Source organism: Herbaspirillum sp. (genome assembly GCF_035644555.1).
In the GTDB taxonomy this organism is placed as follows: domain Bacteria; phylum Pseudomonadota; class Gammaproteobacteria; order Burkholderiales; family Burkholderiaceae_D; genus Herbaspirillum.
Genome location: NZ_DASQOH010000069.1, coordinates 22,636 through 42,900, shown reverse-complemented (window position 1 = coordinate 42,900; position 20,265 = coordinate 22,636). Strand labels below are relative to the sequence as shown.

Annotated in this window: 17 protein-coding genes; 11 read left to right on the top strand and 6 right to left on the bottom strand. The window is 64.6% G+C overall.

Going from position 1 to position 20,265, the window contains the following annotated elements:
• Position 1: 1 nt before the first annotated feature.
• The 8 genes from VE092_RS18745 to VE092_RS18710 all read left to right on the top strand — a co-directional run bounded on the left by VE092_RS18745 (position 2) and on the right by VE092_RS18710 (position 12,242).
• On the top strand, positions 2–2,002 hold the full coding sequence (locus VE092_RS18745; RefSeq protein WP_414653511.1) for a diguanylate cyclase domain-containing protein: 2,001 nt from the start codon (positions 2–4) through the stop codon (positions 2,000–2,002).
• A 397-nt stretch (positions 2,003–2,399) separates the two neighbouring features.
• The gene (locus VE092_RS18740) at positions 2,400–3,563 is read left to right on the top strand and encodes a PDDEXK nuclease domain-containing protein (RefSeq protein ID WP_324879379.1); all 1,164 of its coding nucleotides are present in this window, start codon (positions 2,400–2,402) and stop codon (positions 3,561–3,563) included.
• 338 nt (positions 3,564–3,901) lie between these two features.
• A complete protein-coding gene (kdpF, locus tag VE092_RS18735) occupies positions 3,902–3,991 on the top strand; it encodes a K(+)-transporting ATPase subunit F (protein ID WP_017452361.1) in 90 nt (29 codons plus the stop codon).
• A gap of 1 nt (position 3,992) precedes the next feature.
• Positions 3,993–5,774: a potassium-transporting ATPase subunit KdpA gene (gene kdpA, locus VE092_RS18730; RefSeq protein WP_324879375.1), complete on the top strand. Its 1,782-nt coding sequence runs from the start codon at positions 3,993–3,995 to the stop codon at positions 5,772–5,774.
• A gap of 70 nt (positions 5,775–5,844) precedes the next feature.
• Entirely contained in the window at positions 5,845–8,034 is a 2,190-nt protein-coding gene (kdpB, locus tag VE092_RS18725; protein ID WP_414653510.1) for a potassium-transporting ATPase subunit KdpB, read from the top strand.
• Between the two features lie 29 nt (positions 8,035–8,063).
• Positions 8,064–8,675 (top strand): potassium-transporting ATPase subunit KdpC, encoded by a 612-nt coding sequence (gene kdpC, locus VE092_RS18720; protein WP_324879373.1) that lies wholly within the window; start codon positions 8,064–8,066, stop codon positions 8,673–8,675.
• Between the two features lie 91 nt (positions 8,676–8,766).
• Positions 8,767–11,523, top strand: a complete 2,757-nt coding sequence (locus VE092_RS18715) for a sensor histidine kinase KdpD (protein WP_324879371.1) — start codon at positions 8,767–8,769, stop codon at positions 11,521–11,523.
• Between the two features lie 8 nt (positions 11,524–11,531).
• On the top strand, positions 11,532–12,242 hold the full coding sequence (locus VE092_RS18710; RefSeq protein WP_180666509.1) for a response regulator: 711 nt from the start codon (positions 11,532–11,534) through the stop codon (positions 12,240–12,242).
• A gap of 18 nt (positions 12,243–12,260) precedes the next feature.
• Here VE092_RS18710 and VE092_RS18705 read toward each other — a convergent pair whose 3' ends face one another.
• The 4 genes from VE092_RS18705 to VE092_RS18690 form a co-directional block, all read right to left on the bottom strand.
• Positions 12,261–12,833, bottom strand: coding sequence for a hypothetical protein (locus tag VE092_RS18705; RefSeq protein WP_324879367.1), 573 nt, complete (start codon positions 12,831–12,833; stop codon positions 12,261–12,263).
• A 99-nt stretch (positions 12,834–12,932) separates the two neighbouring features.
• Positions 12,933–13,340 (bottom strand): hypothetical protein, encoded by a 408-nt coding sequence (locus VE092_RS18700; RefSeq protein ID WP_234294512.1) that lies wholly within the window; start codon positions 13,338–13,340, stop codon positions 12,933–12,935.
• 31 nt (positions 13,341–13,371) lie between these two features.
• Complete coding sequence (locus VE092_RS18695; RefSeq protein ID WP_324879363.1) at positions 13,372–14,238, bottom strand: TorF family putative porin; 867 nt, start codon at positions 14,236–14,238, stop codon at positions 13,372–13,374.
• A gap of 117 nt (positions 14,239–14,355) precedes the next feature.
• Entirely contained in the window at positions 14,356–15,147 is a 792-nt protein-coding gene (locus tag VE092_RS18690; protein WP_324879361.1) for an enoyl-CoA hydratase, read from the bottom strand.
• Between the two features lie 298 nt (positions 15,148–15,445).
• Between VE092_RS18690 and VE092_RS18685 the strand changes: the two genes are divergently transcribed.
• A complete protein-coding gene (locus VE092_RS18685) occupies positions 15,446–17,038 on the top strand; it encodes a methyl-accepting chemotaxis protein (RefSeq protein ID WP_324879359.1) in 1,593 nt (530 codons plus the stop codon).
• 85 nt (positions 17,039–17,123) lie between these two features.
• Here the strand turns inward: VE092_RS18685 and VE092_RS18680 are convergent, their stop codons facing one another.
• Positions 17,124–17,291 carry a hypothetical protein gene (locus VE092_RS18680; RefSeq protein ID WP_324879357.1) on the bottom strand — a complete coding sequence of 56 codons (168 nt, stop codon included), beginning with the start codon at positions 17,289–17,291 and terminating at the stop codon, positions 17,124–17,126.
• A gap of 49 nt (positions 17,292–17,340) precedes the next feature.
• On the opposite strand from VE092_RS18680, the gene VE092_RS18675 reads away from it, so the two are divergent.
• The gene (locus VE092_RS18675; protein ID WP_324879355.1) at positions 17,341–18,297 is read left to right on the top strand and encodes a DMT family transporter; all 957 of its coding nucleotides are present in this window, start codon (positions 17,341–17,343) and stop codon (positions 18,295–18,297) included.
• Positions 18,298–18,306: 9 nt separating this feature from the next.
• Here VE092_RS18675 and VE092_RS18670 read toward each other — a convergent pair whose 3' ends face one another.
• The gene (locus VE092_RS18670; protein ID WP_324879353.1) at positions 18,307–19,212 is read right to left on the bottom strand and encodes a LysR family transcriptional regulator; all 906 of its coding nucleotides are present in this window, start codon (positions 19,210–19,212) and stop codon (positions 18,307–18,309) included.
• A gap of 206 nt (positions 19,213–19,418) precedes the next feature.
• On the opposite strand from VE092_RS18670, the gene nfsB reads away from it, so the two are divergent.
• Complete coding sequence (gene nfsB / locus VE092_RS18665) at positions 19,419–20,072, top strand: oxygen-insensitive NAD(P)H nitroreductase (protein ID WP_324879350.1); 654 nt, start codon at positions 19,419–19,421, stop codon at positions 20,070–20,072.
• Positions 20,073–20,265 lie beyond the last annotated feature (193 nt).

Here is a 20,265-nt window from a genome sequence, read left to right as displayed (position 1 = left end):
CATGAAGCAGCTGGCCTGGCAGATGCAGGATGCGCTCGAACGCGGCATGAACGAGCGCGAGATCGACCTGCGCCTGCTGTTGCAGCGGCCCTCCATCCGCAGTGCCAGCGACGTCGCGCGTATCCGCCGGGTGCTCAACGAATTGCAGGCCAGCGTGCCGCGCTATGCCTGGATCGGCCTGGCCCGTCCCGATGGCAGTGTGCTGGCGGCTACCAATGGCTTGCTGGAAGGCGCCAGCGTCGCCGATCGCCCCTGGTTCCAGGAAGGCCAGAAGCGCGAATACGCGGGTGACTACCATCCCGCCGTGCTGCTGAGCAAGAAGCTGCCGGCCCAGTCCGAACCCTGGCGGTTCGTCGATCTGTCCGCCCCGGTGCAGGATGCCGACGGTCGCCTGGTGGGGGTGCTGGGCATGCACCTGTCCTGGGCCTGGGCGCGCGATATCGCTGCCAAGCTGCTCGATCCGACCGGCAACCGCTACGATGTAGACGTGATCATCGTGCGCGATGACGGTACCGCCATCCTCGGCCCGGGCGATCTCGAAGAGACCAAGCTCGACACCGCCAGCGTGCGCGCCGCGCGCAACTCTGGCGAAGGCGGCTCCCTGCTGGAAACCTGGCCCGACGGCCGGCGCTACGTCACCGGCTATGCCCGCACCGGTCAGAAGGGCGGCATGAAACTGAACTGGAACATCATCGTGCGCCAGCCCGAGACCGTGGCGCTGGCGGCTTTCCGTGACCTGGAACGGCGCGTGATCGTGGTGGGTACGCTTTCCGGCGCGTTGCTGGTGATACTGGCCTACTTCCTTACGCGGCGCCTGGTGGCGCCCATCAATGCCCTTTCGGCGGCGCTGGAGCAGCGCGCCGAAGGACATGCGGAGGTCTCCATCCCGCGGGTGGACAGTTATCGCGAAATCCAGTTGCTCTCGTCCACCCTGGTCAACATGGTGGCGCGCGAAGAGAGCTACCTGCGTGAAGTGCGCTCCCTCAACGAGAGCCTGGAGCAGCGTGTGGCCGAGCGCACCAGCCGCCTGCACGAGACCGCCAAGGCCCTGCAGCAGGCGCTGGACCAGCAGCAGGCCAACCAAATCCAGCTGGAAGAAAGCGCCGCCGAACTGCGCGCCATCCTGGAAAACGCCCAGGACGCCTTCATCGCCGCCGACGAACAGGGCCGGGTGGTGGAATGGAACCGCCAGGCCGAGCTGCTGCTGGGCTGGCCGCGCGACCAGGCCATGGGACGCGACATGGCCGAACTGATCATCCCGCCCGACATGCGTACCGCCCACAATCGCGGCATGGCGCAGTTCCTCGAGGATGGCACCAGCGTGGTCATCAACAACCGCATCGAACTGCAGGCCCTGCATCACGATGGCCATGAGCTGCCCATCGAGATCACGGTCGGCCATGTCAAGCGCCAGAGCGGCCATCTGTTCATCGCCTTCCTGCACGACATCACCGAACGCCTGGCCTTCCGCGACCAGATGCGCGAACTGGCCCTGACCGACGTGCTGACCAGCCTGCCCAACCGGCGCGCCTTCAGCGACCGCCTGCCCGAGGGCATGATGCGCGCGCGTCGCGCCCACCAGCTGCTGGCGCTGTTCTTCATGGACCTGGATGGATTCAAAGGCATCAATGACCGCTACGGTCACGAGGCCGGCGATGAACTGCTGGTGGAATTTGCGCGTCGCCTGCAACGCTCGGTACGCGATGTCGATACCGTGGCGCGCCTGGCCGGTGACGAGTTCGTGGTGATCCTGGAAAACCTGCAATCCCAGGAAGACGCCCTGATGGTGGCCGAGAAGGTCCTCCATACCATCCGCGAACCCTTCCAGCTGACCCACTCCACGGTCAACATCTCCAGCAGTATCGGGGTGGCGGTCTACCATCCCGACCTGGACGGCGAAGTCGGCCCCGAAGAACTCCTGGCCATGGCCGACAAGGCCATGTACGCCGCCAAGCGCCTGGGCAAGAACCGCGTCGAACTGGGCAAGGTGTCCGACGTTTGATCGGCCGGCGCTGCCGGCCGCTGTTGTTTTCTCTTCCCGTTTCTCCCCTCGTTATTACCGTAGCGCCGCCATGGTGTCTTGCGGTTGTCAGGTATTCCAGCGTCTTCTCGGCGTGATGCCCTGCCAATCTGAATCCGGACGCGATCCAGACCTTGCATTCAAAAGACATTCTTCGATTTATTACGTTTTCTTCGAAGCGGCTTCTTATCGCGCCATGCTGGTCGCAGATAATCCCGGACTCTGCGATATCTACGTTTCAGTCATCTCTTCATTCGCTACTACGGACTCGACGATCGTGAAAACAGCTCTCGCCGCCCCACCAGATGTTGAATTCCGACAATCCGACGGAGAACCGACCATCGTGTCCAGCTCCCGTATTGCGTAGCTACCTATACACATGGTCAATCGTCCCGAATCCGATTCGTCGGATCATGCCGACTACGCCGCCGCCCACACCGAGATCGTGGACCTGATCGAGACGGCCCGACGCGCTGCCGCACGCAGCGTCAATGCTTTCATGACGGCCAGCTATTGGGAGATCGGGCGACGCATCGTCGAGCTGGAGCAGGGTGGCAGGGAGCGGGCAGGATACGGACAGGCTTTGCTCAAGCGTCTGTCGGCCGACCTGTCTGCCCGCTTCGGGCGAGGGTTCGGCGTAGACTCACTGGAATCCATGCGCTTGTTCTACCAGACCTATCCGCCTTCGGCGATATCCGAATCACTGATTCGGATATCGCCAGCAGGCAGCCTGGCGCTACCCCCAAGGTCGTTGACCAGACATTTCGACATCCGTCAGATGGCGCAAGTATTCCCGCTGTCCTGGACCCACTATATCCACCTGATGCGCCGTACGCGTTCGGCGGAAGAGCGGACATTCTACGAAGCAGAAGCACTGCGTGGCGGGTGGAGTGTACGCCAGCTAGACCGCCAGATCAGTTCCCAGTTTCACACCCGCGCCTTGCTGTCGAAGAACAAGCGCACCATGCTTGAAGAAGGGAGCCAGCAGCAGCCCCAGGATGTCGTCACGCCAGATGAGGTGATCAAAGATCCCTACGTGCTGGAGTTCCTCGACCTCAAGGATGAGTATTCCGAATCCAATCTGGAGGAGGCGCTCATCCGACGCCTGGAAGATTTCCTGCTTGAACTGGGTAGCGACTTCACCTTTGTCGGCCGCCAGCGCAGACTGCGCATCGACGAAAGCTGGTTCCGCGTGGATCTGCTGTTTTTTCACCGCCGCCTGCGTTGCCTCGTCATCATCGATCTGAAACTGGGGGAGCTCAGTCATGCCGATGTCGGGCAGATGCATATGTATTGCAACTATGCCCGTGAGCATTGGACGTTGCCGGATGAAAATCCGCCGGTCGGCCTGATCCTGTGCGCCCGTGCCAGATCGGCGCTGGCCCGCTACGCCCTGGAAGGTCTGCCCAACAAAATCATGGCGGCCCAATACCAAACCGTGCTGCCTGACGTAAAGCTGCTGGAAGCAGAACTGGAGAAGACGCAGAGAGAACTCCAGGCGCGGCACGTTGCGCGCAATGTCGATGGTGTTGGCGACCTGTAGTGCGCACTCGGACGCCAGAGAAACCTCCGATCCTGCAAATCACCTCGTCTCGCCCGGCCCTACCTCGCTCCGCCCGCACGTCATCACCTTGCCGGCCCGCGTTTACGTGTTGTTTACACCCCCGCCCCAAACATTTACCCGGATTTAATGCCGCTTTCCCTATCGTTCCACTGTCGCTGAATCCGGTTCCCGGAGCAGCGGGACACAACGTCAACAATGGAGTGGGAAATGTGGCAAACGGATTTTCTCTACGTGGGCATGCTGCTGGTCTGCGGCATCTCGATGTGGGCATTCATCGCCCTGTGCAGCCGTCTGGAGCGGCAGGAAGGCGAGAAGAAATGAACCTCATGTATCTGCTGGGGCTGGTGGTTTCCATTGCCCTGTTGCTGTACCTGGTCTATGCGCTGATCAAGCCGGAGGACTTCTGACATGGACAGCAACAACTACCTCCAGCTCGGCCTCTACCTGGCCGTGCTGCTGATTCTCTCCCTGCCGCTGGGCTGGTACATGGCCCGCGTGATGGAGGGCAAGTCCCGCGTGAACCGGCTCTTCGGTGGCGTCGAACGCGTTTTCTATCGCCTCTGCGGCATCAGCCGCGAGCAAGACATGGACTGGAAGCAGTACGCCATCGCCGTGGTGCTGTTCAACTTCCTCGGGCTGATCGCGGTGTACCTGCTGCAGCGCCTCCAGCAATGGTTGCCGCTCAATCCGCAGGCCTTGCCCACCATTAGCCCCGACTCTTCCTTCAACACCGCCTTGAGCTTCGTCACCAATACCAACTGGCAGGGCTATGCGGGTGAAGCCACCATGAGCTACCTGACCCAGATGGCGGCACTGGCGGTGCAGAACTTCCTCTCGGCGGCCACCGGCATCGCGATCGCCTTTGCGCTCATTCGCGGCTTTGCCCGTCACAGCAGCAAGGGCATCGGCAACTTCTGGGTGGACCTGACCCGCAGCACGCTCTATGTGCTGCTGCCACTGTCGGTGGTGCTGGCCCTGGTGCTGGTGCAGCAGGGCAGCATCCAGAACTTCCGCTCCTACCAGGAAGTGAAGACGCTGGAAGTGACCCACTACACCGTGCCAAAACTGGATGCTGCCGGCCAGCCTTTGAAGGATGCCAAGGGTGAACCGCTGGTCGATGCCCAGAGCACCGACCGGCAGACCCTGCCGATGGGACCGGTGGCCTCGCAGGAAGCCATCAAGATGATCGGCACCAACGGCGGTGGCTTCTTCAATGCCAACTCGGCCCACCCCTACGAAAACCCGACTCCGCTCTCCAACTTCCTGCAGATGCTGGCCATCCTCATCATTCCGGCCGCGCTCTGTACCAGCTTCGGCGTGCTGGTCGGCGACCGGCGCCAGGGCTGGGCCATCCTGGCCTCGATGACCTTGCTGTTCGTGGTGCTCACGCTGGTGCTGATGTACAGCGAATCGCAGGCCAATCCCATGCTGGCATCGCTGCACGCTTCCGGCCCCGGCATGATGGAAGGCAAGGAGACCCGCTTCGGCATCCCGGCCTCGGCCCTGTTCGCTTCCATCACCACGGCGGCTTCCTGCGGTGCGATCAATGCCATGCACGACTCCCTCTCGCCACTGGGCGGACTGGTGCCGATGCTGCAGATGCAACTGGGTGAGGTGGTGTTCGGCGGCGTCGGCTCGGGCCTGTACGGCATGCTCATCTTCGCGGTGCTGGCGGTGTTCATCGCCGGCCTGATGATCGGTCGCACGCCGGAATACCTGGGCAAGAAGATCGGCGTGTTCGACATGAAGATGATGTCGATCGCCATCCTCATGACCCCGGCGCTGGTGCTGATCTTCACCGCCCTGTCGGTGATGGTGGAGGGCGGCCTGGCCGGCATCGCCAACCCCGGTGCGCATGGCTTCTCGGAAATCCTGTACGCCTTCAGCTCGGCTGCCAACAACAACGGCAGCGCCTTTGCCGGGCTCTCGGCCAATACGCCGTACTACAACATCACGACCGGCCTTTGCACCTGGCTGGGCCGCTTCGGCATCATCGTGCCGGTGCTGGCCATGGCCGGTTCGCTGGCCGGCAAGAAGCGCCTGGCGGCCACCTCCGGCACCTTGCCCACGCATGGTCCGCTGTTCGTGGCCCTGCTGATCGGTGCGGTGATCCTGGTGGGCGCGCTGACCTATGTGCCGGCACTGGCGCTGGGTCCGGTGGTGGAACACCTGCAGATGATGGCGATGTAATTGATTCGATGGCGTGCGCGGCAAGGGCGGAGATGGCCCGTGCCGCGCAGCAACCCGCAACGGAAAACCTATGACTACCCCTTCCAGCAATACTCCGGCCGCTGCCAGCAAGCTGCAGGCCGATGCCATTCCGTCCGCCGCGCAGACCGCGCGCTGGATGTTCGATCCGAAGATCGTCAAGCCGGCCCTGGCCGACGCCGTGCGCAAGCTGTCGCCGCGCGTGCAGTGGCGCAATCCGGTGATGTTCGTGGTCTATCTCGGCAGCATCCTGACCACGCTGCTGTTCATCCAGGCCGTGGTCGGCAAGGGTGAGGCGCCGGCCGGTTTCATCGGCGCCGTAGCCGCCTGGCTGTGGTTCACGGTCCTCTTCGCCAACTTCGCCGAAGCCCTGGCCGAGGGCCGCAGCAAGGCCCAGGCTGCAGCCCTGCGCGGGGTCAAGAAGAGCGTGACGGCCAAGAAGCTGCGCAATGCGGCCTCGGTGGCAGGCACTGCCGCCGCCGCCCGCCAGTGTGAAGTGGTGGAAGGCGACAGCCTGCGCAAGGGCGACCTGATCCTCATCGAAGCCGGCGATACCGTGCCGGCCGACGGTGACGTCATCGAGGGCGTGGCCACCGTGGACGAGAGCGCCATCACCGGCGAATCGGCACCGGTGATCCGCGAATCCGGCGGCGATTTTTCGGCTGTCACCGGCGGCACGCGCGTGCTGTCTGACTGGATCGTGGTGCGGGTCTCGGTCAATCCGGGCGAAGCTTTCCTGGACCGCATGATTGCCATGGTGGAAGGCGCCAGCCGCAAGAAGACCCCCAATGAACTGGCCCTCACGCTCCTGCTGGTGGCGCTGACGCTGGTGTTCCTGCTGGTGACGGTGACCCTGCTGCCGTTCTCGATCTTCTCGGTGACCGCCGCCGGTGCCGGTGCGCCGGTATCGGTGACAGCCCTCATCGCTTTGCTGGTGTGCCTGATCCCGACCACCATCGGCGGCCTGCTCTCGGCCATCGGTGTGGCCGGCATGAGCCGCATGATGCAGGCCAATGTGATCGCCACCTCCGGCCGTGCGGTGGAAGCCGCCGGTGACGTCGACGTGCTGCTGCTGGACAAGACCGGCACCATCACCCTCGGCAACCGCCAGGCCGCCGCCTTCATGCCGGCACCGGGCGTGGCCGAGCGCGAACTGGCCGATGTCGCCCAGCTGGCTTCGCTGGCCGATGAAACGCCGGAAGGCCGCAGCCTCGTGGTACTGGCCAAGAACCGCTTCAACCTGCGCGAACGCGAGATGGCCGGCCTGGGCGCGGAATTCATTCCATTCTCGGCACAGACCCGTGTCTCCGGCATCGACCTCGGCAGCCGCCGTATCCGCAAGGGCGCCGCCGATGCCATCCGCAAGCTGGTGCGCTCGGCCGACCAGCGCCTGCCGGCGCAGGTGGAGAGTGACGTGGAAGCCATCGCCCGTCGAGGCGGTACGCCGCTGGTGGTCATCGAATGGCACGCCGAGGCGGCCGTGGTCAACCAGGGTGCGCCGATCCGCATCCTCGGCACGGTGGAGTTGAAGGACATCGTCAAGGGCGGCATCAAGGAACGCTTCGGCGAACTGCGCCGCATGGGCATCAAGACCATCATGATCACCGGCGACAACCGCCTGACCGCCGCTGCCATTGCTGCCGAAGCGGGTGTCGACGATTTCCTGGCCGAGGCCACGCCGGAGCAGAAGCTGGCGCTGATCCGCCAGCACCAGGCCGAAGGCAAGCTGGTGGCGATGACCGGTGACGGTACCAACGACGCCCCGGCGCTGGCCCAGGCCGACGTCGCCGTGGCCATGAACAGCGGCACCCAGGCGGCCAAGGAAGCCGGCAACATGGTCGATCTGGACTCCAATCCGACCAAGCTGATCGAGATCGTCGAGATCGGCAAGCAGATGCTGATGACGCGCGGCAGCCTGACCACCTTCAGCATCGCCAATGACGTGGCCAAGTATTTCGCCATCATTCCCGCCATGTTCGTGGCGACCTATCCGCAGCTGGGCGCGCTGAACGTGATGCATCTGGCCAGCCCCGACTCGGCCATCATGTCGGCCGTGATCTTCAATGCGCTGGTGATCGTCGGCCTGATCCCGCTGGCCCTGCGTGGAGTGCGTTATCGCGCCCTGGGCGCGGCCGTGCTGCTGCGTCGCAACCTGCTGATCTACGGTCTGGGTGGTCTGTTGGTGCCGTTCGTGGGCATCAAGCTGATCGATATGCTGCTGGCCGCTTTCGGCCTGGTATGAACCTGTCTTCTAGCCTCAAGGAAAGCCTCATGAAAACTTCCACTCCCCATCCTTTGCGTCCGGCCATCACGCTGTTCATCCTGCTGGGCGTGCTGCTGGGCGGCCTCTATCCGCTGCTGGTGACCGGCCTGGCGCAGGCCTTCTTCCCGCATCAGGCCAATGGCAGCCTGATCGAACGCCAGGGACAGCCGGTCGGCTCCGAACTGATCGGTCAGAACTTCAGCAGCCCGGCCTATTTCTGGGGCCGCCCCTCGGCCTCGGGTACCTTCCCCAACAACGGTATGGCCTCGGGTGGCAGCAATCTGGGTCCGACCAATCCGGCCCTGAAGCAGGCCGCCGAAGACCGTGCCAAGGCCCTGCAGGAAGCCGATCCCGGTAACACCGGGGCCATCCCCATCGACCTGCTGACGGCCTCGGCCAGTGGTCTGGACCCGCACATCAGCCCGGCCGCCGCCGACTACCAGGCCGCTCGCGTGGCCCGTGCGCGCGGCGTGAGCGTAGAGCAGGTGCGGGCGCTGATCCGTGGCAATAGCGAGACCCCGCAATGGGGGCTGTTCGGTGAACCTCGCGTCAATGTGCTCAAGCTGAACCTGGCACTGGATGTGGCCGCACCATTGCGCGCCCAGGCCGATCCCAAGTAGGTCAGACGTCCGCGCAAGCCAGGCCGGGGGCATGCGGTTGCCGTGCCCCCGGCCTTTTGCCACTACAATGCCAGCAACCCGAATACCCGCCATGGACCAACGCCCCGACCCCGACGACCTGCTGGAACGCGTGATGCGCGACGAAGAGCGCCAGGCACGCGGCCGCCTGAAGATCTTCTTCGGATTCTCGGCCGGTGTCGGCAAGACCTTTGCCATGCTGGAAGCAGCCCAGGCGCTGGCTGGCCAGGACGTGGACGTGATCGCCGGCGTGGTCGAAACCCATGGCCGCGCCGAGACCGAGGCGCAACTGGCCGGCATTGCACGCCTGCCCATGCGCATGGTGGCCTACCGCAATCGCCAGTTGCCCGAGTTCGACCTGGATGCCGCGCTGGAACGCCGGCCCGGCGTGATCCTGGTGGACGAACTGGCGCACTCCAATGTCCCGGGTTCGCGCCATGCCAAGCGCTGGCAGGACATCGATGAACTGCTGCGCGCCGGCATCGATGTCTACACCACCCTCAACGTGCAGCACATCGAGAGCCTCAACGACGTGGTGGGCCAGATCACCGGCATACGCGTCTTCGAGACCGTGCCCGACCATGTCTTCGACGAAGCCGACGACGTCAAGCTGGTTGATATCCCGCCCGACGAACTGCTGGCGCGGCTGCAGCAGGGCAAGGTCTATCTGCCGCAACAGGCCGAGAAGGCCGGCCGCAACTTCTTCCGCAAGGGCAATCTCATCGCACTGCGCGAAATTGCACTGCGCCGCACCGCCGACCGTGTCGATGCCGACATGCGCCAGTACCGCGCCGACCGCTCCATTGCCCAGCTGTGGCAGGCGCGTGAGCGCATCGTGGTGGCCATCGGCAGCGGCGTCGGTGAAGAACGCCTGATCCGCGAAGGCGCCCGGCTGGCCGCCAAGCTGCAGGCCGAATGGTTGGCGGTGCATGTGGATCTGCCGCGCCAGCGCCAGGCCATGGCCAGCCGCGAGCGGGTGGTGGCCTATCTGAAACTGGCACAATCGCTGGGTGCGGAAACGGCCAGCATCAGTGGTGAGGAGCTGGCCGCCGCACTGCTGCAGTTCGCCCGCAGCCGCAACGCCGGCAAGCTGGTGATCGGCCAGCAGAGCCGCGGTCTGCGTGACCTGCTGCAGTGGCCGCGCGGCTCGCTGGCGCAACGCGTCGCCGCAGCCGGTGGCGAGATCGATCTCTACACCATCGCTCGCAGCCGTACCCGCGAGCAGCCCGAGCAGCGTTCCACCGACAGCGCCGCCAGTGCGGCCGAGGCCCTGCTCACACGGCGGCGCCGCACGCGTGGCACCCTGTGGGCGGTGGCCAGCTGCGCAGCCACCACGACGCTGGCCTTCCTCCTGGACGGCAAGCTGCATCCGGCCAACGTCATCATGCTCTACCTGGTGGGCGTGATGCTGGTGGCAATGCGCCATGGGCGGGCAGCGTCGGCGCTGGTGTCGGTCCTGTCGGTGATCTCCTTCGATTTCTTCTTCGTCGATCCGCGTTTTTCGATCACGGTATCCGACGCCCAGTATCTGCTGACCCTGGCGGTGATGCTGGCAGTGTCGCTGTTCATCAGTTCGCTCACGGCACGCCTGCGGCGCCAGGCCAGCGTGGCCATGCAGCGCGAGGCGCGGGCCGCCAATCTCTACATGCTGGGCAAGGAACTGTCGGCCCTGCTCACGCTGGACCAGATACTGGAAATCGGCCGCCGTCACCTGGCCGCGGTGTTCGGGGCGCGCATCGCCTTCTTCCTGCCGGACAGTGCCGACCAGTTGCGCCTGACCGCGCCGGAGCAGGAAGGTAGTGGCGCGCATGTGTTGCACAGCGTGGATGCGGGGGTGGCGCAGTGGGTCTATGACAATGGACAGGCGGCCGGCAAGGGCACGGCCACCTTGCCCTCGGCCGCAGCCCTGTACTTGCCCCTGACGGCCACCATGCGGACCCGTGGGGTGCTGGCGTTTGCCATCGATGCCGCCAGCGAGGAAGAGGGCCAGTTGGCGGCCGCCCAGCTGGCGCTGCCCGAGAATCGCCAGATGCTGGAAATCTTCTGTTCCCAGATCGCCATGGCCATCGAACGCCTGCATTACGCCGAGGTGGCCCAGGATGCGCTGGTGACCATGGAATCGGAACGCCTGCGCAATTCGCTGCTGTCGGCCATCTCGCACGACCTGCGCACGCCGTTGACTTCGCTGGTGGGCAGTGCCGACGTGCTGGCCGCCAATGCTCGCCTGGACGACGACGCCCGCGCCATGGCCCGCACCATCAGCGAGCAGTCGCAGAAGATGGTCGGGCTGATGAACAACCTGCTGGACATGGCGCGGCTGCAGGCTGGCGTGGTCACGCTGAACCGGCAATGGAATGCCCTGGAAGAATTGACCGGCTCGGCGCTGCGTCTGCTGGCCAAGGCGCTGGAAGGACGACAGGTCGAGACCCGCATCGCCGCCGACCTGCCCTTGCTGCGGGTGGACGCGGTCTTGCTGGAGCGGGTACTGGCCAACCTGGTGGAGAACGCCAGCAAGTATTCACCCGCCGGCAGTCCCATCACCATCGCGGCCCACGTCGAGCAGAGCGATGGCAGCCGCCAGCTCAAGGTCAGCGTGAGCGACCAGGGGCGCGGCTTCCCGCCGGCCATGACGCAGCACGCCTTCGAGAAATTCACCCGTGGCGACAACGAGTCCAGCACCCCCGGCGTGGGCCTGGGACTGGCGATCTGCCGCGCCATCATCGAGGCGCACCAGGGCCGCATCTGGATCGCCCCGCAGGAAGCCGGGCAGGGGGCTACCGTCTGCTTTACCCTGCCGGTGGAAACGCAGCCGGCCCTGCCCGAAGAATGAGGAACACCATGCAAGAGCACGCAGGCAATATCGTCTTCATCGAAGATGACCCGCACATCCGGAAACTGGTCAAGGGCGCGCTGGAGCAGGAAGGCTTCATCGTCCACGAAGCCCGCACCGCCCGCGAAGGCATCACCGAGGCTGGTACCCGCAAGCCCGACCTGATCATCGTCGACCTCGGCCTGCCGGACGGCGACGGCAAGCAGGTGATCAGCGAAATCCGCAACTGGAGCAGCGTGCCCATCGTGATCCTCTCGGCCCGCACCCAGGAGTCCGAAAAGGTGGAGGCGCTCGACGCCGGGGCCGACGATTATCTGGTCAAGCCCTTCGGCATGCCCGAGTTACTGGCCCGCATGCGCGCGCAATTGCGCCGCCATGCGCGCGCTTCCGGCACGGGACAGGCCAGCGGTCGCTACCGCATGGGGGAGGTGGCGGTGGATCTGCCGGCGCGCAGCGTCATGCGCAATGGCGAGGCGCTGCATCTGACCCAGATCGAATATCGCCTGCTGGCCACGTTGCTGCGCGATGCCGGGCGCGTCATCACGCACCGCCAATTGCTGGTGGCCGGCTGGGGACCGTCGCACGTGGAAGATGGACATTACCTGCGCATCTACATGCAGCGCCTGCGCCAGAAGCTGGAGCGCGATGCCGCCCAGCCGGTGCACATCCTCACCGAGATCGGCGTGGGCTACCGGCTGGCCGACGTGGTGGCTGAATAGTCGTTGCGGCCAGCGCGATCAAGGCCAGTTCAGCAAGGGCAGCGCCAGCACCACCATGGCGATGCAGCCGAGATTGAGCAGCATGCGCTGGCGCTTGAGCACGAAGGACAGCAGCCAGGCACCCGCCACGAAGACGATGAAGTTGGACAGATACTGCTTGGCCGCTGTGGCCACCGGCAACTCCGGCGCATCGTCCAGGCCCGAGAATTTCCAGGCGCAGGCCAGCCCCGCCAGCACGGCGCAGTTGAAGTAGGTATTGACGGTGGGGAAGCTTTCTTCCTGATGCGCGGAAATCTCCACGCTCTGGCATTGCCCGTCGCGGTACACCGCATCCAGCCAGTGGCGCTCGCCACGCCAGCGCTGCAGGGTGCTGCCGTCATCCTGTTCCACTTGCGCATGCGGCTTGCCCAGCCGGGCGAACAGGAAATCAGGCGCGCTAGCGCGCCAGTCGCTGGTCTGAGCAGCACGAAAGCCCTGTTCCAGCTGCCTCGCCTTGCGGCGTCGCCCCAGTTGCTTCAGGGCCAGCTGGGCCAGGGCCAGTGAATTGAACAGGTAGATCCATTGCAGGATGGTGGCGTAATCGGCTTGCATGAGCAGTCTGATGAAAAGAGTAGCGGCTGGGATGCGGCATCTTGCCGTCCGCCCCGCCGCTTGTCCAGTCCATCGCATGCTCAGGGACGGGTAGTGAACCTAAAGGTCCCCCCATAGGTCGATCTGGCGCCGGATTTCGCCACTGCGCGCATCGCAGATGAACATTACTTCGCGCAGGTCCTTGCGGACCACGTAGCGGAAATATTCGCGATCGCTGCGTGCCACGAAATCCTCGCTTTCTATCTTCCCCGCCATTACCTGGCCGATCTGGCGACGACAGTCCTCGCGGTGCTGCAGTGCCTGCGGCGAGGGGCCGTAGTCGTCTTCAGCGCGATAGGGCGCCACTGCCTGGGTCAGTGGCGCCATGCCGGCGCATACCAGGAAGATCAGCAGCGCCACCAACATACAGCGGTAGCGTCGCCGCTGCGCAGTACGCAGGAACAGGTGGCGCGGCGAGAGCGGATGGAGGCGGTCCTCGCCCCGTTTCCAGTGCAGACGGCTACGCATGATGGACTTCCTCCTTGCGCATGGTTGGGGATCAGAAGCTCTTGTTGAGCGAGGCGATCCACTGGTTGCGGCCGATGTTCTTGCCGCGCAGGGTGTAGCCGGCGTCGGGTGCGTTGCTGCCGGTATAGGCCAGGCCCAGCACATAGCCGGAGAAGTCGTGGCTCATGCCTAGCTTCCAGTCGGTGTAGGACAGGCTGGCGGCATTGGGGCCGGTGTAGTGCTGGCGGCCGATATGGGCCAGCCCGGTGATGCCGGCGAAGAGCTCATGCGTGAGCGACAGGTCGGCGTAGCTGCTGCCGCGGGTGTCGGCATTGCCGAAGGTATTGCCGGTGCTGTACGAATACTTGAAGGCGATCCATTTGGCATCCAGCCCGAGATAGAGCTCGGTGGTGTCAGGGTGGGTCATGCCATCGGGATAGCTGCCAGGATAGGCATAGTGCAGCACGCCGATGTCGCCGTTGAGCCAGTCGCTCAGGACCGGCTTCCAGCCGCCATAGATATCCGCTTCCAGGCTGGCCGAGGCGGTCGGGTTCGTATCCGAAATCCAGCTGATGTTGGACAGCCATACGCCCGCGTAGAGACCATTGTCATGCGTGAGATCGAAGCCGCCCTGCAGTGCCGGCTTCTGGTTGGTCTGCGTGGTGCCGCGGAAGACATACTGGCTGACCACGCCGATGTTGCCGGTCAGGTGCAGGGCGGAAGTATCGGCCGCAGATGTGGCATTGGCATTTTCTTCAGCCTGCGCCGGGGTGACGACGGCGATGGCCAGCAGCACGCTGGCGGCCAGGGTCGCCAATCCGGCCACGCCGGCCAGTTGGGCCCGGCGCAGGCGGCGCTGGCCCAGCGGGACCAATTCCGGTTGGGGTTGTTGACGTTGTTGCTGGTGACGGCGAATCATGCTGGGTGCTCCACGGGTTGAGGAGCACGCAGCTTAGGTGGGTGGGCGTTTAATCCGGGTAAAACTTCGCGTGGACATCGTAAACGTCAGGTAAATGCCGGCCGCCGCACCCGCTCATCAGTGCGCTCCGGCATGCCAGCGCGGCACCCGCTTCTCCAGAAACGCATCGATCCCTTCCATCGCCTCCGCATCCATGATGTTACAGGCCATGACCTCGGCCGCATGGGCGTAGGCGTCCGGCAGGGCCATCATCTGCTGTCGGTACAGCATGGCCTTGCCGCGCCGGATCGAGATGCCGGGCTTGCTGCAGATGTCGCGGGCCAGTGCCTGAACGGCCTGCTCGAGTTGCGGATCGGGCACGGCTTGGTTGATCAGGCCCCACTGGGCCGCAGTGGCGGCATCGATGAACTTGCCGGTGACCAGCATTTCGAAGGCGCGCTTGATGGGCAGGTTGCGCGTCAGGGCCACCGCCGGGGTGGAGCAGAACAGGCCGACGTTGATGCCCGATACCGCGAAGCGGGCACTGTCGGACGCCACCGCCAGATCGCAGCTGGCCACCAGCTGGCAGCCGGCCGCCGTGGCCAGGCCCTGGACGCGGGCGATGATGGGGACCGGCAAGGCGCGCAGCGATTGCATCAGCCTGCTGCAACGCTCGAACAATTGCCGGTAGTAGGCCTGCTCGGGTGTGGCGCGCATTTCGCGCAGGTCGTGACCGGCGCAGAAGGCGCGTCCCTGCGCGGCCAGGATGACGCAGCGCAGATTCTCATCGTGCGCGAGCTGATCCAGCTGCGTCTGCAGGGCCTCGAGCATGCCTTCCGAGAGGGCATTGAATTGCTGGGGGCGGTTCAGCGTCAGTGTGGTGATGCCGTCCTGGTCGTGGCGCAACAGGGGCGATTCGGTGGCGTGCATATCGGTCTCCTTGATTGTTTGGTCCGATGGTAACGCGCCGTGGCCGATTTGTCGGCGGCGCCTTGCCGGGTCGTGGGCCCTGGCTTCCTGTAGTGCGGGAATCGGGGCCGCCGGCTCGGAAAATCGTCGGAAAATACGGGCTTTTTATCGTCCCGCCCCTTTAGTCGGGACCGTTGCCAGCCGTAAACCACGAAGGGGGAGTCAATCGCCGTGCCGGTAGCCTGGTAGCGGGTGGTGCGCGCGTGGCGATCCCTGCCATTCCACTACGCAGTGCAACCACGGCCACCTCTTTCCGAATATGAACAATCTCTCTTTGAAGAAAAAACTCTGGCTTCCGCTGGTGTTTTCCTGGATCGCCTTGCTGGTCCTCTCGGTCTGGCATGCCTATCAGACCCGTGATCTGCAGATTGCCGAGCGGCAACGCGGTCTGGAAGACGTCACCGAAATGGCGTACACCACCATCGCCGGCTACGCCAAGCTGGAAGCCGATGGCAAGTTGTCCCGCGAAGAAGCGCAGAAGGCCGCCATCGCACGTGTGCGCGACCAGCGCTATACCGGCGATGGCTACGTCACCATCGTCGGTGCCGACTCGGTGATCGTGATGCATCCGATCAATACCAAGCTCGATGGCCGCAACATGATCGACTTCAAGGATGCCAAGGGCAACGCCCTCTACAGGATGATCGCCGCCACCGGTTCGTCGGCCGAGGCCAAGGGCTACCTGGAATACTGGTGGCCGCGGCCCGGCAGCGACAAGCCCAGCCCCAAGCTGGGCTTCGTCAAGCGCTTCAAGGCCTGGAACTGGGACCTGATCTGCAGCGTGTATTCGGATGACATCGAGAGCGACTTCCGTCGTGCCCTGATCCAGGCGGTGGTGGTGCTGGTGGTGCTGGGGGTGATGCTGTCGCTGATCGCTGGCCTGGTCTCGCGCAATATCTTCCGCTCCATCGGTGGCGAACCTGTCGAGGCGGCCGATATGGCGCGCAAGATCGCCGCCGGCGACCTGACCGGTACCATCCGTACCGTGGGGGGCGATAATCGCAGCCTGGTGGCGGCGGTGGCCTATACCCGCGACCGCCTGGTCGAGACCGTGCATGGCATCAAGGGTGCGACCGAGTCCATCAAGACCTCGGTCGATGAAATCGCCAACGGCAACATGGACCTGTCCAATCGGACCGAGCAGCAGGCCGGCTCGCTGGAAGAAACCGCGTCGGCCATGGAGGAACTGACTTCCACCGTCAAGCAGAACGCGGCCAATGCCCAGCACGCCAACGAACTGGCCTCCGGTGCGGCCAAGGTGGCGATCCAGGGCGGCGAGGTGGTGGGGCAGGTGGTGCAGACCATGGCCTCGATCAACGAGTCCTCGCGCAAGATCGTGGACATCATCAGCGTGATCGACGGCATCGCCTTCCAGACCAATATCCTGGCCCTGAATGCCGCCGTGGAGGCAGCGCGCGCCGGTGAGCAGGGACGCGGCTTCGCGGTGGTGGCCTCGGAGGTGCGTTCACTGGCCCAGCGTTCGGCGGCGGCGGCCAAGGAAATCAAGCAACTGATCGACGATTCGGTGGTCAAGGTCGATGCCGGTACACACCTGGTGCAGCAGGCCGGGCAGACCATGCAGCAGGTGGTGTCCAGCATCCAGGGCGTATCGACCGTGGTGCACGAGATCGCCACCGCCAGCCACGAGCAGAGTTCCGGCATCGAGCAGGTGGGCGAAGCCATCACCCAGATGGATGAAACCACCCAGCAGAATGCGGCCCTGGTGGAACAGGCCGCCGCCGCCGCGCAGTCGCTGCAGGAGCAGGCGGACAAGCTGGTGCAGCTGGTGGGCGTGTTCACGCTGGACCGTCAGGCAGCGGCGCCGTCCTCGTCGTTGGCAATGCGCGCCTGAAGATGATCAGGGGCCGGCTGCTGCAGCACCGCAGTGGTTGCGCGGAGCAGGTGCGACGCTGCGGTTCGAAGTGGTGCATGCTGCCTCAAAATGGTTTGCTCGAATAATTAATTTGAAAATGGCGATTTTGCAGCATGAAATGCTGGAGCCGCCGTTTCTCCAGATCAAATACGGCAGCACTATTGGCCGTCTCTTCTCTACCATGAAGGCCGTTTGGATGCGCTGCAGCATGCGTCCGGCGGCCTTTTTTCATGGCCGGTCGGGCAACGCGGGCGCATCCGCTGTCCACCCTGGAGCCCGAGATGTCCACCGCCACTGCTACCCCTGCCGCCCCACGATCAGCGTCCACCCGGCCACCGGCCATGAGCCGGCTGTTCCTGGTCTGTGTGGTGCTGGCGATCTGCATCTGGGGCGGCAACTGGCCGGTGATGAAATTCGGCAGCCAGTTCATCCCGCCGCTGTGGTTCGCGGCCAGTCGCTTCCTTTCGGCGGCGCTGCTCAGTTTCGTGATCGCCATCGTCCTGGGCAAGTTGCGGCTGCCCAGCCGCCAGGAATGGCCGGTGGTGATCGGCGTTGGCGTGCTGCAGATGGGGCTGTTCACGGCACTGGTGACCGGTGCCCTGCATTTCGTCATGCCGGGGCGCGCTTCGCTGATCGCCTATGCCACCTCGATCTGGGTGGTGCCGGGCGCGGCGCTGGTGTTGAAGCACAAGCTCAGCACCCGGCAGTCGCTGGCCACCGTATGCAGCTATGCAGGCATGGCCGTGATCGTGCTCCCGGCGCTGCTGCATGCAGACCTGCACAGCATGATCGGCTACCTGATGCTGGGCGCGGCCTCGCTGTCGTGGGCCATGAACATCCTGCAGATCAAGATGACCCCCGGCGTGAAGCTGGACTTTGACCTGCTGCCCTGGCAGACGTTGGTGGCGGCCGTGCCGCTGTGCCTGTTGGCCGCGCTGGTCGATGGCGCGCCGAGCTTCCTGGCCGATCCGCATGCCTGGGGCGTGATCGCCTATACCGGCCCGCTGGCCACCGCCCTGACTTTCCTGATCGTGCTGCAGATGACCCAGCGCCTGTCGCCGGTGACGGTCTCGGTGTGCATGCTGGGTGTGCCGGTGGTGGGCCTGGCGCTGTCTTCGCTGATCTTCGGTGAACGCCTCTCGGGTGATCTGTTGCTGGGTATGGGATTGCTGTGCCTGGGCCTGCTGCTGCCGGCACTGCCGACGGTGGCGCTGCGCCGGCTGGTTGCCAAGGCCTGACCGCGCCACTCAGCGATCGGTGAGATAGCGTGCGATGCGCTCACCGAGCAGTTCCCGCAGCGCCCGCACGGTGGGTGACAGGCTCATGCGATGGGTGCAGACCAGGTCCAGCGGCGAGGGCTCGCCCTGATAGTCTTCCATCACCGCTTCCAGCTTGCCGTTGCGCAGGTCGGCCAGGACATCCAGGCGCGACTTGTAGGCCAGTCCACGGCCATCGACCGCCCAACGGTGCACCAGCTCGCCATCATCGCAGACGCGGTCGCCGCTGACCTGCACCTGGATCGGCGCACCATCCTTGAAGAAGGTCCACTGCGAATGCAGCATGTCCGACAGCAGGTAGCGCAGGCAATTGTGCTGGCGCAGGTCAGCCGGCGTGCGCGGGCGTCCATGGCGTGCCAGGTAGTCGGGCGAGGCGCATAGCACCCGCCGGTTCTCCGGTGCCAGCGGCAGCGCCACCAGGCTGGAATCGTCCGGAGGGCTGTAGCGGATGGCCACTTCCACCGGCTGCCGGAACATGTCGGCCACGCGGTCGCTGATGCGCACCTGCAGGCTCACCGCCGGATGCTGGGCCTGGAATTCATCAAGCCAGCGGCACATCAGGTTGCGACCGAAATCGGAGGGTACCGACAACGAGAGATTGCCACCGACCATGCGCCGCCCATGGGCCACGGCATCACGCCCGGCGTTGACTTCGGCCAGCGCGTTGCGGGCGTATTGCAGGTAGCGTTCGCCATCCGGCGTCAGGCGCAGGCTGCGGGTGGAGCGGGCCAACAGGCGTGCCCCCAGTTCGGCCTCCAGGCGCTTCATGGCGGCGCTGGCCACGGCGGGCGTGACGTCGTGCTGGCGCGCGGCGGCGGAGAGACTGCCGTTGTCGGCAGCGCAGACGAAGATGGCGAGGTCTTCCAGGCGGATCATGGATGGGGTGTCGGTTTGTGAGTGCCGGGGCGGGCGAATGTCGAGCCTATTTTACTTTCAATTATTTTTTGAAAATGTTTTTTCCGCGCTGTACTTTTTTGAAACCGCTTCCTGCCGGATCATGTCATGCAAGCCGCACACCGGAAGCGCGCGCATTCAACGCGCTTTAATGACGATCACCCGAACATTCACCGCAAGGAAATACCATGAGCCTGCTCCAAGCCGCCCGCAAGCGCCACGCCACCAAGGCCTTCGATCCCAGCCGCAAGATTCCCGAGAACATCGTCGCTGAACTGCGCGAACTGCTGCGCCTGGCCCCGTCGTCGGTCAATTCCCAGCCCTGGCATTTCGTACTGGCTGCTACCGACGCTGCCAAGGCGCGCATCGGCAAGGCGGCCGAGGCCGGCTATCCCTACAACCTGCCCAAGATCCTCAACGCCTCCCATGTGCTGGTGCTGTGCGCCCGCACCGCCATCAGCGAAGCGCATCTGGAGGCATTGCTGGACAAGGAACAGGCCGACGGTCGCTTCGTCAATGACGAGGCGCGTGCCGGTCAGCGCGGCTCGCGCCTGTTGTACAGCAATCTGCACCGCTATGAACTGAAGGATGCCCAGCACTGGATGGAAAAGCAGGTCTACCTGGCCTTGGGCACGCTGCTGCTGGGCGCGGCCGAACTGGAGGTGGATGCGGTGCCGATGGAGGGGTTCAATGCCAAGGTGCTGGACGAGGAACTGGGTCTGCGCGACAAGGGCTACACCAGCGTGGTGCTGGTCGGACTGGGCTACAGCGGCAGCGATGACTTCAATGCCAAGCTGCCCAAGTCGCGCCTGGCACCGGAGGCGGTCTTCACCGAGCTGTGAGGCGAGCGGTCCGGACCGCTTGTCATTGCCTGCTCAGACGCCGTTGCCCTTCAGGGTAACGGCGTTTTTTTCTGGGGGGACAGACAGTGGGGCCAGGGGGGATGCGTTGTCTTTCTTGTAATCCATGGGTCGCCGTCATCCCTCACCAGATTGCAGTATGATCGGCGGCCACTGCCTTGCTGACAGCGATGTC

Excerpts from the sequence above, each read along its gene's own strand:
- VE092_RS18680 (WP_324879357.1), bottom strand. The coding sequence starts at position 17,291 with ATGAAAAAAGGCCGCCGGACGCATGCTGCAGCGCATCCAAACGGCCTT.
- kdpF (WP_017452361.1), top strand. The coding sequence starts at position 3,902 with ATGAACCTCATGTATCTGCTGGGGCTGGTGGTTTCCATTGCCCTGTTG.
- VE092_RS18705 (WP_324879367.1), bottom strand. The coding sequence starts at position 12,833 with ATGCAAGCCGATTACGCCACCATCCTGCAATGGATCTACCTGTTCAAT.
- VE092_RS18695 (WP_324879363.1), bottom strand. The coding sequence starts at position 14,238 with ATGATTCGCCGTCACCAGCAACAACGTCAACAACCCCAACCGGAATTG.
- VE092_RS18710 (WP_180666509.1), top strand. The coding sequence starts at position 11,532 with ATGCAAGAGCACGCAGGCAATATCGTCTTCATCGAAGATGACCCGCAC.
- VE092_RS18745 (WP_414653511.1), top strand. The coding sequence starts at position 2 with ATGAAGCAGCTGGCCTGGCAGATGCAGGATGCGCTCGAACGCGGCATG.
- nfsB (WP_324879350.1), top strand. The coding sequence starts at position 19,419 with ATGAGCCTGCTCCAAGCCGCCCGCAAGCGCCACGCCACCAAGGCCTTC.
- VE092_RS18740 (WP_324879379.1), top strand. The coding sequence starts at position 2,400 with ATGGTCAATCGTCCCGAATCCGATTCGTCGGATCATGCCGACTACGCC.
- kdpC (WP_324879373.1), top strand. The coding sequence starts at position 8,064 with ATGAAAACTTCCACTCCCCATCCTTTGCGTCCGGCCATCACGCTGTTC.
- VE092_RS18675 (WP_324879355.1), top strand. The coding sequence starts at position 17,341 with ATGTCCACCGCCACTGCTACCCCTGCCGCCCCACGATCAGCGTCCACC.
- kdpB (WP_414653510.1), top strand. The coding sequence starts at position 5,845 with ATGACTACCCCTTCCAGCAATACTCCGGCCGCTGCCAGCAAGCTGCAG.
- VE092_RS18690 (WP_324879361.1), bottom strand. The coding sequence starts at position 15,147 with ATGCACGCCACCGAATCGCCCCTGTTGCGCCACGACCAGGACGGCATC.
- kdpA (WP_324879375.1), top strand. The coding sequence starts at position 3,993 with ATGGACAGCAACAACTACCTCCAGCTCGGCCTCTACCTGGCCGTGCTG.
- VE092_RS18700 (WP_234294512.1), bottom strand. The coding sequence starts at position 13,340 with ATGCGTAGCCGTCTGCACTGGAAACGGGGCGAGGACCGCCTCCATCCG.
- VE092_RS18715 (WP_324879371.1), top strand. The coding sequence starts at position 8,767 with ATGGACCAACGCCCCGACCCCGACGACCTGCTGGAACGCGTGATGCGC.
- VE092_RS18685 (WP_324879359.1), top strand. The coding sequence starts at position 15,446 with ATGAACAATCTCTCTTTGAAGAAAAAACTCTGGCTTCCGCTGGTGTTT.
- VE092_RS18670 (WP_324879353.1), bottom strand. The coding sequence starts at position 19,212 with ATGATCCGCCTGGAAGACCTCGCCATCTTCGTCTGCGCTGCCGACAAC.